We start from the raw sequence: 16,530 nt of genomic DNA, 5'->3' as shown, positions 1-16,530 counted from the left end.
CGGCGGGCGGCGGGCGGCGCGGGAGCGCGCGCTGGGTCAGAAGCGGGCCGGCTCGGTGTACGAGCCCCACTCGTCGCGCAGCACCCCGCAGATCTCGCCGAGCGTCGCCTCGGCCCGTACCGCGTCCAGCATCGGCGGGATCATGCTGCCCTCGCCCCGGGCGGTGGCCAGTATCGCGGCGAGCGCGGACTGCACCGCCTGCTCGTCCCTGGCCGCCTTGCGGCCGGCCAGCGCCTGGACCTGGTCCCGCTCCACCTCGTGGCTGACCCGGAGGATCTCCAGGTCACCGGTGACCGACCCGGTGTTGCGGTTGACGCCGACCACGCCCTTCTCGCCCTTCTCCAGGGCCCGCTGGTAGCGGAAGGCGGACTCGGCGATTTCCCCGGTGAAGAAGCCGTCCTCGATACCGCGCAGAATGCCGGAGGTCATGGGGCCGATCGGGTGATTTCCGCTGGGGACCGCCTTGGCACCCAGCTCCTTGATCCGGTCGAAGATCTTCTCCGCGTCCTGCTCGATCCGGTCGGTCAGCGCCTCCACGTACCAGGAACCGCCCAGCGGGTCGGCGACATTGGCGACGCCGGTCTCCTCCATCAGCACCTGCTGGGTGCGCAGCGCGATCTCGGCGGCCTGCTGGCTGGGCAGCGCCAGCGTCTCGTCCAGCGCGTTGGTGTGCAGCGAGTTGGTGCCGCCGAGCACGGCGCTGAGCGCCTCCACGGCGGTGCGCACCACGTTGTTGTACGGCTGCTGGGCGGTCAGCGACACCCCGGCGGTCTGGGTGTGGAAGCGCAGCCACTGGGCCTTGTCGGTGGTGGCACCGTAGGTGTCGCGCGTCCAGCGGGCCCAGATCCGGCGGGCGGCGCGGAACTTCGCGATCTCCTCGAAGAAGTCCAGGTGCGCGTCGAAGAAGAAGGACAGGCCGGGCGCGAAGTCGTCGATGTCCATCCCGCGGGACAGGCCCAGCTCCACGTAGCCGAAGCCGTCGGCCAGCGTGTACGCCAGCTCCTGCGCGGCCGTCGCGCCCGCCTCCCGGATGTGGTAGCCGGAGACGGACAGCGGCTTGTACGCCGGGATGGACGTGGCGCAGTGCTCCATCAGGTCGCCGATCAGCCGCAGATGCGGGTCCGGGGCGAACAGCCACTCCTTCTGGGCGATGTACTCCTTGAAGATGTCGGTCTGCAGGGTGCCGTTGAGTACCGCGGGGTCCACGCCCTGCCGCTCGGCGGCGACCAGGTACATGCAGAAGACCGGGATCGCGGGGCCCGAGATGGTCATCGAGGTGGTGACCTCGCCCAGGGGGATACCGCTGAACAGCAGTTCCATGTCGGCGGCGGAGTCGATGGCGACCCCGCAGTGGCCCACCTCGCCCAGCGCGCGGGGGTCGTCGGAGTCGCGGCCCATCAGCGTCGGCATGTCGAAGGCGACCGAGAGGCCGCCGCCGCCGGCCTCCAGGATCATCTTGTAGCGCTCGTTGGTCTGCTCGGCGTTGCCGAAGCCGGCGAACTGGCGGATGGTCCAGGTCCGGCCGCGGTAGCCGGTGGCGTGCAGCCCGCGGGTGAACGGGAACTCTCCCGGCCAGCCGATCCGCTCGAATCCGGGCACGTCGGCGCCGGGCGGGGGCCCGTACACCGGCTCGACCTGATCGCCCGAGAGGGTGCTGAAGTCGGCTTCGCGCTTGCGCGCGGAGTCATAGCGTGCCTGCCAGCGCTGGCGGCCTGTCTCAATGCCGTGGGCGTCCATACCGTCGAATTTACTTGGACGTCCAAGTAAATGTCGATGAGGCGGGGCCCACCATGTGGGTGAGCCGCCTCTCAGTTCCGGTCGAAGCCGGTCGAAGCCGGTCGGCACCCGTCGGAACCCGACGCAACCAGACGGAACTCGTCGTTTCCGGTCCGGGCCGGTCAGACCTTGACCGGCTCGGCGCTCTCCCGCACGATCACCTTCGGCCCCAGCTCCCGGGTCACCCGGCGCTCCACGAAGAACGCGGCAGTCGGCACCGTCCCGGCCAGCAGCACCCAGGCCATCCGGCTGATCGGCCACTTCGCCTTGTTGCACAGGTCGAAGGCGAAGACCAGGTAGACGACGTACAGCCAGCCGTGGGCGAAGCCGACAATGCCGGTCACCTTGCTCGCGCCGTCGATGTCGAGGACGTACTCGGCGATGACGGAGAGGGTGAGCGCGATCAGCAGCACGCCCGTCACATAGGCCATCACCCGGTAGCGGGTCAGCACGCTGGATTTCATGGCTCCGAGCGTATCCGCTCCCGAAATCGCCTCGGCGGCGGGGAGCGGTCGGCCCGGGCGCCCGGCCGCCGGGGCTACTCGTCGAAGTCCCCCGCCGCTATCCGCAGCGGGCGCAGCAGCGCGAAGATCTCGCCGCACTCCTCCTGGTCGTAGACGGTGAGGCCGAAGTCCATCGCCATCAGCTCCCGGGTGGCGGACTCGACGATCTCCCGGCCCTTGTCGGTGATCGAGGCGAGGGTGCCGCGGCCGTCGTTCGGGTTGGGGCGCTTGTCGACCAGGCCGGCCATCACCAGCCGGTCCACCGTGTTGGTCACCGATGTGGGGTGCACCATCAGCCGCTCGCCGATCTTGGACATCGGCAGCTCCCCGGCCTTGGCGAAGGTGAGCAGCACCAGCGCTTCGTAGCGGGCGAAGGTGAGCCCGTACGGCCGCACCACCGCGTCGACCTGGCTCAGCAGGATCTGCTGGGCCCGCATGATCGAGGTGATGGCGGCCATGGAGGGCACGCCGCCCCAGTGCCGCGTCCACAGTTCGTCGGCGCGGGCGATCGGGTCGAAGGGGAGATTCAGGGGCTTTGGCACGCGGCCGAGCCTATCCGGCGGCCTTCGCGGCGGTGGCTGCTTGCCGGGCAGGAGTGCCGCGTCCCGCCAGAGCGCTCAGCGCCTGCCACTGGGCCAGGCTCAGATTCCACTCGCCGTACCCGTTCCCCCGGTCCACGGTGGCCCGGGCGGATCCGCTGGCGGTCACCACGTCGCCGGGGGCGGCCCGGGCGAAGAACCAGGCCGCGTCCGCGCTGCTCATCCCGATGCAGCCGTGGCTGGCGTTCCGCACCCCCATCACCGCGTCGTTCCAGGGCGCGGCGTGCACAAACGTGCCGGAAGTGGTGATTTGGACCGCGTCCTTGACGGCCAGGTCGTAGAAGTCCGCGGAGGCCGCCGTCCGCGCGATACCGACCGAGGACGACGTCATCCGTACGGTGGACTGCTTGTTCATCACCACCATCGCGCCGTTCCAGGTCGGGTAGGCGGGCCGGCCGGCCGAGATCCTGATGGTCCGCACCGTGCGGCCGTGCTCGGTGACCCGCATGGTGTGCGCCCTGAGGTCGGCATAGGAGACGCGGGCGGGGCCGATGGTGAAGGTCTCCCTGACATCGCGGCGCAGATAGCGGTGGCCGCCGGTGTCGATACCGCTGAGCCTCGCGGTGAGCGTCACCTCGGTGCCGGGGGTCCAGTACGTGTCCGGGCGCCAGTCCACCCGCTGCACGCCGGTGGTGGGATCGGTCAGCCAGCCCCAACTGCCGGGCACCGCAGGGGTGGTGGTGACGGCGAGTGCCTTCTCCACCGCCGCCTTGTCCCGCACCGGCCGGTCGAAGGCGAGCGACACGGGCTGGCCGACCCCCACCACCGCGCGGCCGAGCGGGGCCGGGGTGACGCCGTTGACCGCGGCGGCGGGCCGGGTGCGGAAGGTGCTGGTGGCCGAGACCGCGGTGCCCGCGGGGCCGGTCGCGGTGACGCGCACGGTGTACGACGTGCCGGGCGTCATCGTCCGGTCGGAGGTCCAGGTGTCCTTGGCGGCGTCGGGCGCGCCGGTCACCTCGACCGGGGACACCCCGTCGGCGGCCGGCCCGTCGGCGGTGACGCCGACCGTGTCGAGGGTGCCGCCCGCCACCGTCACCCGTACCGGCGCGCCGGGGTCGACGCCCGTCGTGCCGGCGGCCGGCCGGACGGTGATCCGGGCGGCGGCCGGGGTGGTCGCGCCGGGCCGCGCACCGCCCTTGGCATCGGCGCCGGCCGTCGGACCGAAGTCCCCGGTGCATCCGGCGGCGCCCAGCAGCACGGCGAGCAGCACGGCGGGCACGGCGGGCAGCACGGCGGACACGGCGGGCACGGCCGACCGCACGAAGCGGGATATACGCCTGCGGTGCACGCTGATCGTCCCCATCGTGTTCCTGCCGTATTCCTGTCGTATTTCCTGTTCCTGCCGCTTCCTGGCGTACGTCACCCAGTGTTCTCACCCGCCGCGGCGCCCAACCCGGTCCGGGCCCGAACTTCAGCCTTTCGGGTGGAGGTTGAGGCGCAGCGGCTTGGCCAGCACGAGCGCGGGGAGGACCAGGGCAGCGGCGCCGAGGACGAGGCCGGTCAGGTCACCGGGGAGTGCGGTTCCCAGCCGGTCGGTGCAGAGGTGGGCGGTGAGCAGGGCGAGGGCGGCACCGGGGAGGAAGGCGGCGGCGAGCCGGAGGTGGTGGGCGAGGACACGTGGGCGCCAGGCCAGGCGGCGGCGCAGCAGGGCGGTGGTGCAGATCAGGCCGGCGGTGCAGGCCACCGCGTAGGCGCCGGCCATGCCGGTCACGGCCCAGCGGGCCGGGAGGAGGGCGTAACAGGCAGCGGACGCGGCGGCGTTGACGGTAGCGATGACGACATTGAGGAAGAAGGGGGTGCGGGTGTCACCGAGCGCGTAGAAACCGCGCGCGAGCAGGTACTGGCCGGCGAAGGCAGGCAGTCCGGGGGCGAAGGCGATCAGCATCCAGGCGATGGCGGCGGCGTCCGCGTTTGTGGTGGCACCGTGCTGGAAGACGACGCCGGTGATCTGCGGTGCCAGGGTGAGGAAGGCCAGCACGGCGGGGACGACCGCGGTGGCGGAGACGGTCAGACCGCGGCTCAGGTCGGCGCCGATCGCGGTGTGGTCGCCGTCGGCCGCGGCCCGGCTCATCCGCGGCAGCAGCGCGGTGACCAGGGAGACCGTGACGATGCCCTGCGGCACCACCCACAGGCTGTAGGCGTTGCTGTAGGCCGCGTAGCCGACGCCGGTGCCGGCCCCGGTGCCGTGCGCGGCGGCCAGCGCGTGCTGTCCGGCGGAGGTGGACAGCCGGGTCACCACCCAGTACGCGAGTTGGTTGACCAGGACCAGCGCCAGTGTCCAGCTCGCGGCCCGCACCGGCGCGGCCAGTCCGGCGCCGCGCCAGTCGAAGCGCGGGTGCCAGCGGAAGCCGGTCGCGCGCAGCGACGGGACGAGGGCCAGCGCCTGGACGGCGATGCCCGCGGTGCTGCCCAGGCCCAGGACGAGCGCGTCCCGGTGCCCGATGCCGCCGTGGGCGAGCGCCAGGTACAGGCCGAACACCGCGATCACCACGATGTTGTTGAGCACCGGCGTCCACATCATCGCGCCGAACCGGTCGCGGGCGCCGAGCACCTGGCCGAGCAGGGTGAACACACCGTAGAAGAGGATCTGCGGCAGGCAGCAGCGGGCCAGCGCCACCGTCAGCTCCCGCTGGGCGCCGGTGAAGTCGGGGGCGTAGGCGCTGACCAGCAGCGGCGCGGCCAGCACGGCGAGCGCGGTGATGGCGAGCAGCGCCACCGCGCACATGGTGAGCAGCCGGTCGGTGTACTTCTGCCCGCCGTCGGGGTGTTCGCGGGCGGCGCGGACCAGTTCGGGCACGAAGACGGACTGGAGGGCGCCGCCGATCAGCAGCGCGTAGACGATGTTCGGCACGGTGTTGGCGACCCCGAAGGCGTCACCGGAGGCGGCGGTGCCGACGGCGGCGGTGATCACCGCCAGCCGCACGAAGCCGGTCGCCCGCGACACCAGCGAGCCGGCCATCATCAGCCCGCCGCTGCGCCGCAGCGAAGGCTGCCGGGCGTCCGTGTGCCGGTCCCGCACTCCTGTTGCCGAAGTCACCCGTGGCCTTTCCCGCTGCGTCCCCACTTGCCGGACGCCGGGGCCGGCCCGGGCGGTTGCGGCGGCGGACGGCGGATCTCAGGCGGCCCGGACCGCTCCGATCCGGCGGGTCCGGCGCACCGACTTGAGGACGGGCAGCACCGACAGCGAGCCGAGCGCGCCGGCGCCCGCGATCACCGCGTAGGGCGGCACCCATTCGGCGACGGCCCCGCCGACGGTCATGCCGACGCCCTGCAGCGTCATGATGCCCGCGGCCAGCAGGGACATGGCCCGGCCGCGCATCTCCTCGGGCACGTCGAGCACGAACCACTTGTCGATGCCCAGCGAGTAGGCCATGCACAGCCCGGTGCACATCAGCAGCACGATGGCGAACGGCAGCGAGGGATGCACCACGAAGCACACGAACGGCACCATCGACAACGCGGCCAGCGGAATCGCGATCCGCTCCCGGCTGGCCGGGCCCAGCAGGGTGCCGGCGGTCAGCTCGCCGATGACGGTGCCGGCCGGCATCGCCGCGAGCAGCACCCCGAATCCGGCGGTGCCGGCGCCGGATGCGTCGGCGAAGGGAGCCGCGACCCCCTCGGCCACCACGCAGAACATCGGCGGCAGCCACCACATCAGCAGCAGGGCCCTGATCCGGGGGCTGCCGAACAGCCGCCCGGCCGAGGCGATCGAGTCGCGCATCATCGCGCCGCTGCCGGTCACCCGGGCCGCGTGGTCGCGGGTGCCGAAGCGCAGCAGCAGCGCCGAGCACAGGAAGGTGCCGATGGTCACGATCAGCGCGGTGCGCGGCGAGAGCCACACCAGCACCAGGCCGCCGACTCCGTAGCCGACGATCTGCGAGCTCTGCGAGACGATCCGCACCAGCGAGCGGCCCAGGACGAACAGGTCGCCGTGCAGGATGTCGGCCAGGCTCGCCGCCCGGGCGCCGGTGAACAGCGGGGTGACCATGGACACCAGGGTGCGCAGCACGAACAGCAGCGCGATCGGGGTGGCGGGCACCGCCATCACCGCGACGCAGCCCGCGCACACCAGGTCGCAGGCGACCAGTACCGCGCGGGTGGGGAAGCGGTCGGCGATGCCGGACAGCAGGATGCCGCTGAGCGCGTAGGGCAGAAAGCCGAGCGCGAAGATCAGGGCGGTCAGCAGCGCCGAGCCGGTCTGGCGGAAGACCAGTACCGCCAGGGAGACCTCGGCGAAAACACTTCCCAGTACGGACAGCACATGGGCGGCGAAGATCGGCCGGAACTCGCGGACCGCGAACACCGCGCCGTACTTGCTGGGGGCGTCTTCCGTGCTCCCGGGGGTGATGGGAGCGGCGTCTGAGCGTCCCGGCGAAGTGGAGTTGCCACCGCGAGGAGAGTGCTCGCTGTCCGTTGTCATGACATCACACTGGTGGCATTGGCCCCACGCGTCGTAGTCTTTCGTGCACAGCCGAATCTTGGGGGTCGTGATGTCGTTTCGTATGCGATTTGCGGCAGAGGACCTTTTGCGGTGCCGCTTCGCGATTTCCCCGTTGCGCGAGACGCAGGGCGCGATCCGGACACTCTCCCGGCCCGACCGGCACGGCTACCACTTGCCCTGGCTGCGCCAGGTGCGCGCGGCGGCGGCCGGCCTCGATCTGGCGGCGCTGCGGCTGATCTCACCGGACAACGGTCACGACCCGGACTTCCTGCACCCGTTGCCGGACGCGCCGCTGGCGGCGCTGGAGGAGGAGTTGGCGGCGATCCGGGCCACCCCGCCGGAGACCGCGCGCCGGCAGATCGCCGCCGCCCTGGCCCAGACCCCGGGAGCCGACCGGAGCCGCCGCGGCCGGGCGATGCTGGCCGACCCGCGCGGCGCGGTGCGGCAGTTGGCGGGACTGTACGAGCAGGTGTGGTCGTCGCTGCTGTTCCCGCACTGGCCGCGGCTGCGCGCCGTACTGGAGGCCGATGTGGCCTACCACGCCCGGCGGTTGGCGGACGGCGGCATGCAGCGGCTGTTCACCGGGCTGCACCCGAAGCTGAGTTGGTCCGACGGCGCGCTGACCGCGGCCGTGAACGCGCCGCGGCTGCCGGAGCCGGCCGGGCAGGGCCTGGTCCTGGTGCCCAGCGTGTTCTTCTGGCCGGAGGCGGGCAGCGCGTTCGACCCGCCCTGGCAGCCGACCGTGGTCTATCCGGCCCGCGGCATCGGCGGCCTGTGGGCCGAGACCGGGCCGGCCGCCTCCACCGCGCTGATCCGGCTGCTGGGCGCCAACCGGGCGGCCATCCTCAGCGGCCTCGACGCGCCCACCACCACGACGGCCCTGTCCCACCGCCACGCGCTGGCGATGTCCTCGATCTCCGGGCACCTGGTGGTGCTGCGGGACGCGGGCCTGCTGGCGTCGCGCCGCTACGGGCACCAGGTGCTGTACGAGCGGACGCCGCTGGGGATAGCGGTGGCGACCGGCGGGCTGCTGTAGTCCGCCCCCGGCTTACGACTCACGGCCCCCGGATTACGGCGCCAGATACCGCTCGACGGTCTCCACCTTCGCGGTCAGGCCGTCGGTGACGCCCGGCCGGATGTCGGCCTTGAGCACCAGCGAGACCCGGGGGGCGCGCGCCTCGACGGCGGCCACCGCCCGCTTGACGACGTCCATCACCTCGTCCCACTCGCCCTCGATCGAGGTGAACATCGCGTCGGTGCGGTTGGGCAGGCCCGACGCTCGGACCACCCGCACCGCCTCGGCCACGTACGCGCCGACCTCCTCGCCGACGCCGACCGGACTGACGGAGAAGGCGACGATCATGCCGCACCCACCGTGTCGGCCGAGCCCCGCCCGGCCGGGACGCCCGCCGCGGCCTCGCGCGCGGCGACCACCGCGGCCGCGCCCTCCCGGGCCAGCATCCGCTCGGCGAAGAAGCCGCCGGTCGGCAGCACCGACAGCAGGAAGTACAGCGCGGAGCGGCGCCACGGCCACTGGGCCCGGTACCAGGCCAGCCCCCAGAAGGCCACCCAGATCAAGAAGAGCACGCCGTGCACCATGCCCATGGTGGGGACGGCATTGAAGTCCGTGGTGCGCTTGAGCACCGAGCAGACCAGCAGCAGGAGGAACGACACCGCCTCCGGGGCGGAGATCAGTTGCAGCCGGCGCAGTGCGCGGGCGGTCTTCAGTTCCACGAGAACCTCACGGTCGATGGACGGACAGGACACACGACAGGATCTGCAATCAGGACAGTAAGGGACAATGGGCCCATGAGATCGAGTGAACGAGCCCGGCCGACCCGGCGTGCACGCACCTTGTGAACGTGATCACAAAGCTGTTCCCCATTATCACCGGCCCGCCGCAGGCGCCCCCTCCCGGGGGTCGGCAACCACCGGCCGACCCGATAACGTCCCTCCACGCAGACGCCGCCACCCGGACGCCGGCAGGGGCACCGGCACGGACACCAGGACGGGGACCGAACACGCGATGAGCATCGACTGGGACCGCCGCCACTGCGCCCGCAAGGGCCACATCACGTATGCGCCCGACGAGCCCGGCCTGCGCGGCAAGCTGACCGCCGCCACCGCCGTCGGCCCGGTCTGGCGCTGCCTGCGCTGCGGCGATTTCGTCCTCGGCGAGCCGCACGGCCGCGGGCCGGCCGACCGGGCGCCGCTGGTGCCGCGCGGCCGGGCCCTGCGCGATCTGCTGATCCTGCGCTTCCTGGCGGTCGAGCGGGTGCTGCGCGGGCTGCTCATCGTGCTGGCCGCCTGGGCGGTGTGGAAGTTCAGCAATTCGCAGGACGCGGTGCACCAGCTCTTCGAGAACGACCTGACCGTGTTCAGGCCGGTGGCCGACCACTTCCACTACGACCTGGACCACTCCCCGGTCGTCGACACGATCCGCAAGACCTTCGACTACAAGAAGTCGACCCTCCAGGTGGCGGCCGGCGGCCTGCTCGCCTACGCGCTGATCGAGATCGTCGAGGGCTTCGGCCTGTGGTGGGCCAAGCGGTGGGCTGAGTATCTGACGGTAGTGGCCACCGCCGCCTTCCTGCCGATCGAGATCTACGAACTCACCGAGAAGGTCGGCTGGTTCAAGATCGCCACGCTGGCGCTGAATGTGCTGGCCGTCCTCTACATCCTGCTCGGCAAGCGGCTGTTCGGGCTGCGCGGCGGGCACGCGGCCTTCGAGGCGGAGCGGCGCGGCGCCTCGCTGCTGGAGGTCGAGCACGCGGCGGGAGCCGGCGAACCGGCCGCGGACGGCGGGGAGCAGCCGAAGCAGCCGCTTCCGGTACGCCACCGCTCCCCTGCGGATACCGTCTGAACCATGGCGATTTTCCGGCTGCAGGGCTCGCGCATGCTCGCCGTCGATCTCAGCGGGGACGCGGTCAAGGCGAAGAACGGCGCGATGGTCGCCTACGACGGCGAGATGACGTTCAGGAAGATGGCCGGCGGCGGCGAGGGCATCCGCGGCCTGGTCACCCGCCGCATCACCGGCGAGGCGATGGCGGTGATGGAGGTCAAGGGCCACGGCACCTGCTACTTCGCCGACCGCGCCACCGAGATCAACCTGGTCCGGCTGAACGGCGAGAAGCTGTACGTGGAGGCGAGCAATCTGCTGGTCACCGAGCCGTCGCTGCGGACCGGCACCACCTTCACCGGGCTGCGCGGCGCGACACAGGGCAACGGGCTGTTCACCACCACCGTCGAGGGCGCCGGCCAGGCGGCGATCATGTCCGACGGACCGGCGATCGTGCTGCGGGTGTCGGCGGCGTACCCGCTGATCGTCGACCCGGGCGCGTACATCGCCCACACCGGCCAGCTGCGCCAGCAGCTCCAGACGGCGATCGGCTGGCGCACGCTGGTCGGTGAGGGGTCCGGCGAGAGCTTTCAGATCCGCTTCGAGGGCGAGGGCCTGGTGTACGTCCAGCCCAGCGAGCGCGTCACGATCGGGGGGCAGCTGTAGTGCCGTTCACCAGGATCAACTCCAAGATGGTGGAAGCGCCGATCGTCCCCGGGCAGCGGATGTTCAGCCAGCGCGGCGCGATGCTGGCCTATCGCGGCGCGGTCTCGTTCACCCCGAGCATCACCGGCGGGCAGGGCGGGGCGATGGCGATGATCGGCCGGCGGCTGGCCAATGAGGCGACGCCGCTGATGACCGTGGAGGGCAGCGGCTCGGTGATGTTCGGGCACGGCGGCCACCACATCCACACCGTGGACCTGACCGGCGAGACGCTGTACGTGGAGGCCGACCGACTGCTGGCCTTCGACGGTTCGCTGCGGCAGGGGACCATGTTCATGGGCTCGCAGGGCGGGGTGATGGGCGTGATCCGGGGCCAGGCCACCGGCCAGGGCCTGTTCACCACCACCTTGCAGGGCAAGGGCTCGGTGGCGGTGATGGCGCACGGCGGCGTCGTCGAGCTGCCGATCGGCCCGCAGCGCCCGGTGCACGTCGATCCGCAGGCGTATGTCGCCCACCGCGGCGAGGTGCGCAACAAGCTGACGGCGGCGATCGGTTGGCGCGAGATGGTGGGCCGCGGCTCGGGTGAGGGCTTCCAGTTGGAGCTGTCCGGGCAGGGCACGGTGTACGTCCAGGCGTCGGAGGAGAAGCTGTGAGCCCGTACCCGCCCCCGCCCTCGGTCCCGCCCGCGCCGCAGGCCGGCGGCCCCGTCGTCTGGGACCCCGCCACGCTGCCGTCCGACGACAACGTCAACCCGTACGCCTTCAGCGTCGAGTTGAACGGGCAGTGGTTCCTGCAGAAGGGGAAGATGATCGCCTACTACGGCCGGATCGACTTCCACGGCATCGGCCACGGCCCGCTCGACGGCCTGGTCGCCGCCAACTTCCACTCCCCGCTGTACGCCGCGGACTGGGTCGTCGCCCAGGGCAAGGGCAAGATGCTGCTCGCCGACCGGTCGTACGACATCAACTCCTACGACCTGGACAACGGCAATCTCACCATCCGGTCCGGCAATCTGCTGGCCTACCAGCCGGGGCTCGCCCTCAAGCAGTCCATCATCCCGGGCTTCCTGACGCTGATCGGCACCGGCACGTTCGTCGCCGCTTCCAACGGCGCGGTGCACTTCGTCGAGCCGCCGATCCGGGTGGACCCGCAGGCGCTGGTCGGCTGGGCGGACTGCCCGTCGCCCTGCCACCACTACGACCACGCCTATCTGCGCGGGGTGCTGGGCGGCATCCGGCAGCTCACCGGGCTGGGCGGCGCCACCGGCGAGGAGCACCAGTACGAGTTCACCGGGGCCGGGCAGGTGCTGCTGCAGTCGACCGAGGTGCTGATGGGGGAACGGGAGACGGGCGGCGTTCCCGCGGCGGCCGGCCCGGGGGTACCGGGAGTCGGCCGTTAGTACGGCCGTTCGAGATTTCGGGCCCGAAAGCCGCCGAACCGGGGGCAAGGGAGCACCCCCCGTGATCGTTCGGCTACCCTGACGGTATTCCGCCATTCAACCGCCGGTAGAATTAGCCTCATGGAGATCGACACCCCGGACGGCGCCACCACCAACTGGCTGAGTGCGGACGAGCAGCGGGCCTGGCGCATCCACCTCGACGTCAGTCGGCTGATGATGTATCAGATGGAGCGGGACCTGCAGCCCTTCGGGCTGACCAACAACGACTACGAGATCCTGGTCAACCTCTCCGAGGCCGACGACCGGCGGCTGCGGATGAGTGATCTGGCGAAGTCCACCCTCCAGTCGAAGAGCCGGCTGTCCCACCAGATCACCCGGATGGAGGCGGCCGGCCTCGTCCGCCGGGAGAACTGCGAGTCCGACCGCCGCGGCCTGTTCGCCGTTCTCACCGAGCAGGGCTGGGACACCATGCGCCAGGTGGCGCCCCGCCATGTCGCCTCGGTCCGGGCGCACTTCATCGACCTCATCTCCGCCGAGGACCTGGCCGGCTACCACCGCGCGCTGCTCCCGGTGGCCGACCATCTGCGCGCCGAACGCGCTCGCTGAGCCGGCGGTCCACCGCCCGCCCGGCTCTCGCCCGGACCTCAGCCGCGCTGCCCCGGTCCGGCGGGCCCCGCCTCGGTCAGCCCGGCCACCAGTTCGTCGGCCGCCGCGTACGGATCCAGGGCGCCCTCGGTGACCCGGGCGGCCAGCGCCGACAGCCGGGCGTCGCCGCGCAGGTCGGCGAGCCGGGTGCGCAGCGCGGTGATGGCGATGGTCTCGATCTCCCGTGCCGCCCGGCTGCGGCGGCGTTCGGCCAGCACCCCGCGTTCATCCATCCAGGCGCGGTGCTTCTCCAGCGCCTCCAGGACTTCGTCGATGCCCTCGGCCCGGGCGGCGACGGTCTTCACGATCGGCGGGCGCCAGTCGCCGGCGCCGCGGGACGCGCCCAGGCCGAGCATGTGGTGGAGCTCGCGGACGGCGGCGTCCGCGCCGTCCCGGTCCGCCTTGTTGACCACATAGACGTCACCGATTTCCAGGATGCCCGCCTTGGCGGCCTGGATGCCGTCGCCCATGCCCGGCGCGAGCAGCACCACGCAGGTGTCCGCCTGGGCGGCGATCTCGACCTCGGACTGGCCGACACCGACCGTCTCGACCACGATCACGTCGCAGCCGGCCGCGTCCAGCACCCGGATCGCCTGCGGGGCCGCCCAGGCCAGGCCGCCGAGGTGGCCGCGGGTGGCCATGGAGCGGATGTAGACGCCGGGGTCGGAGACATGCTCGGACATCCGGATCCGGTCGCCGAGCAGCGCCCCGCCGGAGAACGGCGAGGAGGGGTCGACCGCGAGCACGCCGACCCGCTTGCCCGCCTTGCGGTAGGCGGTGACCAGCGCCGAGGTGGAGGTGGACTTGCCGACGCCGGGCGAGCCGGTCAGGCCCACCACATACGCGCCGCCGGTCAGCGGGGCGAGGGCCGCCATCACCTCGCGGAGCTGCGGTGACGCGCCCTCCACCAGCGAGATCAGCCGGGCCACCGCGCGCGGCCTGCCCTCCCGCGCCTGCTCGACCAGGGTGGCGACGTCCGCCATGAGCACTCCGTTCACCGTCGACGCGACCAACCGGACTCGGGGCGCGCCGGTCTGCGGGCGCCGGGAAGACGAGGGCGCCCGCACCCGGGCCGCCCCGGGTGGTCAGGGCACCCGGATGATCAGGGCGTCGCCCTGGCCGCCGCCGCCGCACAGCGCCGCGGCGCCCGTTCCGCCGCCCCGGCGCTTCAGCTCCAGGGCCAGGTGCAGCACGATACGGGCCCCGGACATGCCGATCGGGTGCCCCAGCGCGATCGCGCCGCCGTTCACGTTCACCTTTTCAGGTGTCACGCCCAGATCCTTCATCGACTGCACGGCGACCGCGGCGAACGCCTCGTTGATCTCGATCAGGTCGAGGTCGTCGACGGTGAGGCCGTCCTTGGCCAGCGCGTGGTTGATCGCGTTGGACGGCTGCGACTGCAGCGAGTTGTCCGGGCCGGCCACATTGCCGTGCGCGCCGATCTCGGCGAGCCAGTCCAGGCCGAGCTCCAGCGCCTTGTCCTTGCTCATCACGACCACCGCGGCGGCGCCGTCGGAGATCTGCGAGGAGGTGCCGGCCGTGATGGTGCCCTCCGGGGAGAAGGCCGGCCGCAGCCGGGACAACGACTCGGCGGTGGTCTCCGGGCGGATGCCCTCGTCCTTGCTGAGCACCACCGGGTCGCCCTTGCGCTGCGGGACCTCCACCGGGGTGATCTCCGCGTCGAACAGGCCGTTCTTCTGGGCGGCGGCGGCCCGCTGGTGGGACAGCGCCCCGAAGGCGTCCTGGGGTGCCCGCTCGATGCCGAGCCGGGTGTTGTGGTGCTCGGTGGACTCGCCCATCGCGATGTTCTCGTAGGCGTCGGTGAGGCCGGCCGTCGTACGCCATCGCGTCCAGCATCTCGATCGCGCCGTACTTGTGGCCCTCGCGGGACTTGGGCAGCAGGTGCGGCGCGTTGGTCATGGACTCCTGGCCGCCGGCCACCACGATGTCGAACTCGCCGGCCCGGATGAGCTGGTCGGCCAGCGCGATGGCGTCCAGCCCGGACAGGCACACCTTGTTGACGGTCAGCGCGGGCACGCTCATCGGGATGCCGGCCTTGACCGCCGCCTGGCGGGCCGGGATCTGCCCGGTGCCGGCCTGGAGCACCTGGCCCATGATCACGTACTCGACCTGCTCGCCGCCGATACCGGCCCGCTCCAGCGCGGACTTGATCGCGAACCCGCCGAGCTCGGCGCCGGAGAAGGCGCGCAGGCTGCCCAGCAGCCGGCCCATCGGGGTTCTCGCACCTGCGACGATCACGGATGTACGTGCCTGGCTGCTCATGGTGCTGCCCCTTCGGCCGAAGAGTTGAGTTAACGAGGGTTATCTTCAAATGTACTGACCGGTAGCGCCGAGGTCACCCGGCGGAACGTGTGATGGCGCGCACGTTGCGTCACCACATATCCATACGCTGCACTGGGTGGATGCTGACGCGCATCGACCACATCGGGATCGCCTGCTTCGACCTCGACGCGACCGCCGAGTTCTACCGTGCCACCTACGGCTTCGAGGTCTTCCACCGCGAGATCAACGAGGAGCAGGGCGTCCGCGAGGCCATGCTCAAGATCAACGGGACCTCCGACGGCGGCGCCTCCTACCTCCAGCTGCTGGAGCCGACCCGCGCGGACTCCGCCGTCGGCACCTGGCTGGCGAAGAACGGCGAGGGGGTGCACCACATCGCCTTCGGCACCGAGGACGTCGCCGCTGACTCCGAAAGCATCCGGGACAAGGGCGTACGGGTGCTGTACGACCAGCCGCGCCGCGGTTCGATGGACTCCCGGATCACCTTTCTGCATCCGAAGGACTGCCACGGGGTGCTGACCGAACTCGTCACCGCCGCCCCGTCCGCCGCCCAGTCCCCCGCGACGACCTCCGCGAAGTCCTCGGCGAAGTCCTCGCAGGAGCCCCCCGCGGCGCAGGAGGGCACTGTGGACCACTGACCCAACCCCCGCGCTGCCCGGTAGAGTGACCGGCGGAAGTACCGAGAATCTCACCCGGTTGGCGGGTGAGGACGCCAGGAGACCGATGGGACCGCGGAGTGCGGGGCAACGACAGCTACCGGGCTGACGACCACCTCTCGCTGCTCGAAGCCGAGATGGAACGGCTTCGGACCGAGCGGGGCAAGGCCGTCGACCACGCCGACGACCTCGGATACCAGGTCGAGGTGCTGCGCGCCAAGCTGCACGAGGCGCGCCGCAATCTGGCCGCACGCCCTGCCTACGACAACATCGGCCACCAGGCCGACCAGCTGCTCCGCAACGCCCAGATCCAGGCCGACCAGCTGCGCACCGACGCCGAGCGCGAGCTGCGCGAGGCCCGCGCCCAGACCCAGCGGCTGCTCCAGGAGCAGGCCGAGCACCAGGCCCGCTTCGAGGCCGAATGGCACGCCGAGGCGATCGCCCGCCGCCGCCAGCTCGACGAGGAGCTGGCCGAGCGCCGGGCCACCGTCGAGACGCACGTCAATGAGAACGTCGCCTGGGCCGAGCAGTTGCGCGCCCGCAGCGAGTCGCAGGCCCGCCGGCTGCTGGACGAGACCCGCGCCGAGACCGAGGCGGCGCTCACCGCCGCCCGCAGCGAGGCCACCCGGGTCGCCGAGCAGACCAGCCAGCGGCTGACCGCCGACGCCGAGGCGGCCCGCACCGAGGCCGAGCAGCTGCTGCGCCGGG

Annotated in this window: 16 protein-coding genes and 2 pseudogenes; 8 read left to right on the top strand and 10 right to left on the bottom strand. The window is 71.9% G+C overall.

All coding sequences use genetic code 11. From position 1 onward, the window contains the following. Positions 1–36: 36 nt before the first annotated feature. The 6 genes from GA0115240_RS20600 to GA0115240_RS20575 all read right to left on the bottom strand — a co-directional run bounded on the left by GA0115240_RS20600 (position 37) and on the right by GA0115240_RS20575 (position 7,298). Positions 37–1,737: an acyl-CoA mutase large subunit family protein gene (locus GA0115240_RS20600; RefSeq protein WP_093738340.1), complete on the bottom strand. Its 1,701-nt coding sequence runs from the start codon at positions 1,735–1,737 to the stop codon at positions 37–39. Positions 1,738–1,898: 161 nt separating this feature from the next. After that, the gene (locus tag GA0115240_RS20595; protein WP_093738338.1) at positions 1,899–2,240 is read right to left on the bottom strand and encodes a DUF3817 domain-containing protein; all 342 of its coding nucleotides are present in this window, start codon (positions 2,238–2,240) and stop codon (positions 1,899–1,901) included. A gap of 74 nt (positions 2,241–2,314) precedes the next feature. Further along, a complete protein-coding gene (locus GA0115240_RS20590; RefSeq protein ID WP_093738336.1) occupies positions 2,315–2,821 on the bottom strand; it encodes a MarR family winged helix-turn-helix transcriptional regulator in 507 nt (168 codons plus the stop codon). A 10-nt stretch (positions 2,822–2,831) separates the two neighbouring features. After that, positions 2,832–4,181 (bottom strand): L,D-transpeptidase, encoded by a 1,350-nt coding sequence (locus tag GA0115240_RS20585; protein WP_093738334.1) that lies wholly within the window; start codon positions 4,179–4,181, stop codon positions 2,832–2,834. Positions 4,182–4,289: 108 nt separating this feature from the next. Beyond that, positions 4,290–5,840, bottom strand: coding sequence for a murein biosynthesis integral membrane protein MurJ (gene murJ, locus GA0115240_RS20580; protein WP_093738346.1), 1,551 nt, complete (start codon positions 5,838–5,840; stop codon positions 4,290–4,292). A 153-nt stretch (positions 5,841–5,993) separates the two neighbouring features. Beyond that, the gene (locus GA0115240_RS20575; RefSeq protein ID WP_107407177.1) at positions 5,994–7,298 is read right to left on the bottom strand and encodes an MFS transporter; all 1,305 of its coding nucleotides are present in this window, start codon (positions 7,296–7,298) and stop codon (positions 5,994–5,996) included. A gap of 70 nt (positions 7,299–7,368) precedes the next feature. On the opposite strand from GA0115240_RS20575, the gene GA0115240_RS20570 reads away from it, so the two are divergent. After that, complete coding sequence (locus tag GA0115240_RS20570) at positions 7,369–8,355, top strand: ArsR/SmtB family transcription factor (protein ID WP_093738332.1); 987 nt, start codon at positions 7,369–7,371, stop codon at positions 8,353–8,355. Between the two features lie 33 nt (positions 8,356–8,388). Here GA0115240_RS20570 and GA0115240_RS20565 read toward each other — a convergent pair whose 3' ends face one another. Further along, positions 8,389–8,682, bottom strand: coding sequence for an MTH1187 family thiamine-binding protein (locus GA0115240_RS20565; RefSeq protein ID WP_093738330.1), 294 nt, complete (start codon positions 8,680–8,682; stop codon positions 8,389–8,391). Further along, entirely contained in the window at positions 8,679–9,053 is a 375-nt protein-coding gene (locus GA0115240_RS20560) for a DUF3817 domain-containing protein (protein WP_093738328.1), read from the bottom strand. Before GA0115240_RS20560 ends, GA0115240_RS20565 begins: the two co-directional genes overlap by 4 nt. Before the next feature lie 292 nt (positions 9,054–9,345). Here GA0115240_RS20560 and GA0115240_RS20555 point away from each other — a divergent pair, with 292 nt between their 5' ends. From GA0115240_RS20555 to GA0115240_RS20535, 5 genes are all read left to right on the top strand, one after another. Next, on the top strand, positions 9,346–10,182 hold the full coding sequence (locus tag GA0115240_RS20555) for a DUF2127 domain-containing protein (protein ID WP_093738326.1): 837 nt from the start codon (positions 9,346–9,348) through the stop codon (positions 10,180–10,182). Between the two features lie 3 nt (positions 10,183–10,185). Continuing rightward, entirely contained in the window at positions 10,186–10,824 is a 639-nt protein-coding gene (locus GA0115240_RS20550) for an AIM24 family protein (protein ID WP_093738324.1), read from the top strand. Then, a complete protein-coding gene (locus GA0115240_RS20545) occupies positions 10,824–11,474 on the top strand; it encodes an AIM24 family protein (protein ID WP_093738322.1) in 651 nt (216 codons plus the stop codon). The genes GA0115240_RS20550 and GA0115240_RS20545 overlap by 1 nt, the downstream gene beginning before the upstream one ends. A gap of 74 nt (positions 11,475–11,548) precedes the next feature. Then, on the top strand, positions 11,549–12,220 hold the full coding sequence (locus GA0115240_RS20540; RefSeq protein WP_202451580.1) for an AIM24 family protein: 672 nt from the start codon (positions 11,549–11,551) through the stop codon (positions 12,218–12,220). Positions 12,221–12,340: 120 nt separating this feature from the next. Further along, positions 12,341–12,826, top strand: a complete 486-nt coding sequence (locus GA0115240_RS20535) for a MarR family winged helix-turn-helix transcriptional regulator (RefSeq protein ID WP_176725125.1) — start codon at positions 12,341–12,343, stop codon at positions 12,824–12,826. Between the two features lie 38 nt (positions 12,827–12,864). Here the strand turns inward: GA0115240_RS20535 and meaB are convergent, their stop codons facing one another. Beyond that, positions 12,865–13,848 (bottom strand): methylmalonyl Co-A mutase-associated GTPase MeaB, encoded by a 984-nt coding sequence (gene meaB, locus GA0115240_RS20530; protein WP_093738318.1) that lies wholly within the window; start codon positions 13,846–13,848, stop codon positions 12,865–12,867. A 102-nt stretch (positions 13,849–13,950) separates the two neighbouring features. Next, positions 13,951–15,148 (bottom strand): annotated as a pseudogene (locus tag GA0115240_RS20525) (acetyl-CoA C-acetyltransferase). Positions 15,149–15,288: 140 nt separating this feature from the next. On the opposite strand from GA0115240_RS20525, the gene mce reads away from it, so the two are divergent. Beyond that, positions 15,289–15,804: a methylmalonyl-CoA epimerase gene (mce, locus tag GA0115240_RS20520; RefSeq protein WP_093738316.1), complete on the top strand. Its 516-nt coding sequence runs from the start codon at positions 15,289–15,291 to the stop codon at positions 15,802–15,804. A gap of 155 nt (positions 15,805–15,959) precedes the next feature. Beyond that, a pseudogene (locus GA0115240_RS20515) lies at positions 15,960–16,530 on the top strand (hypothetical protein); the annotation flags it as partial.

This window comes from Streptomyces sp. DvalAA-14 (assembly GCF_900091855.1).
GTDB lineage: Bacteria > Actinomycetota > Actinomycetes > Streptomycetales > Streptomycetaceae > Actinacidiphila.
Note: the sequence above shows the minus strand (reverse complement) of the source record. Positions and strands in the feature narration are given on the sequence as shown.

Bases quoted from the DNA above. Each gene is read 5' to 3' on its own strand.
- meaB (WP_093738318.1), bottom strand. From the start codon at position 13,848: ATGGCGGACGTCGCCACCCTGGTCGAGCAGGCGCGGGAGGGCAGGCCG.
- mce (WP_093738316.1), top strand. From the start codon at position 15,289: ATGCTGACGCGCATCGACCACATCGGGATCGCCTGCTTCGACCTCGAC.
- GA0115240_RS20535 (WP_176725125.1), top strand. From the start codon at position 12,341: ATGGAGATCGACACCCCGGACGGCGCCACCACCAACTGGCTGAGTGCG.
- GA0115240_RS20565 (WP_093738330.1), bottom strand. From the start codon at position 8,682: ATGATCGTCGCCTTCTCCGTCAGTCCGGTCGGCGTCGGCGAGGAGGTC.
- GA0115240_RS20550 (WP_093738324.1), top strand. From the start codon at position 10,186: ATGGCGATTTTCCGGCTGCAGGGCTCGCGCATGCTCGCCGTCGATCTC.
- GA0115240_RS20595 (WP_093738338.1), bottom strand. From the start codon at position 2,240: ATGAAATCCAGCGTGCTGACCCGCTACCGGGTGATGGCCTATGTGACG.
- GA0115240_RS20575 (WP_107407177.1), bottom strand. From the start codon at position 7,298: ATGACAACGGACAGCGAGCACTCTCCTCGCGGTGGCAACTCCACTTCG.
- GA0115240_RS20570 (WP_093738332.1), top strand. From the start codon at position 7,369: ATGTCGTTTCGTATGCGATTTGCGGCAGAGGACCTTTTGCGGTGCCGC.
- GA0115240_RS20600 (WP_093738340.1), bottom strand. From the start codon at position 1,737: ATGGACGCCCACGGCATTGAGACAGGCCGCCAGCGCTGGCAGGCACGC.
- GA0115240_RS20555 (WP_093738326.1), top strand. From the start codon at position 9,346: ATGAGCATCGACTGGGACCGCCGCCACTGCGCCCGCAAGGGCCACATC.
- murJ (WP_093738346.1), bottom strand. From the start codon at position 5,840: ATGATGGCCGGCTCGCTGGTGTCGCGGGCGACCGGCTTCGTGCGGCTG.
- GA0115240_RS20585 (WP_093738334.1), bottom strand. From the start codon at position 4,181: ATGGGGACGATCAGCGTGCACCGCAGGCGTATATCCCGCTTCGTGCGG.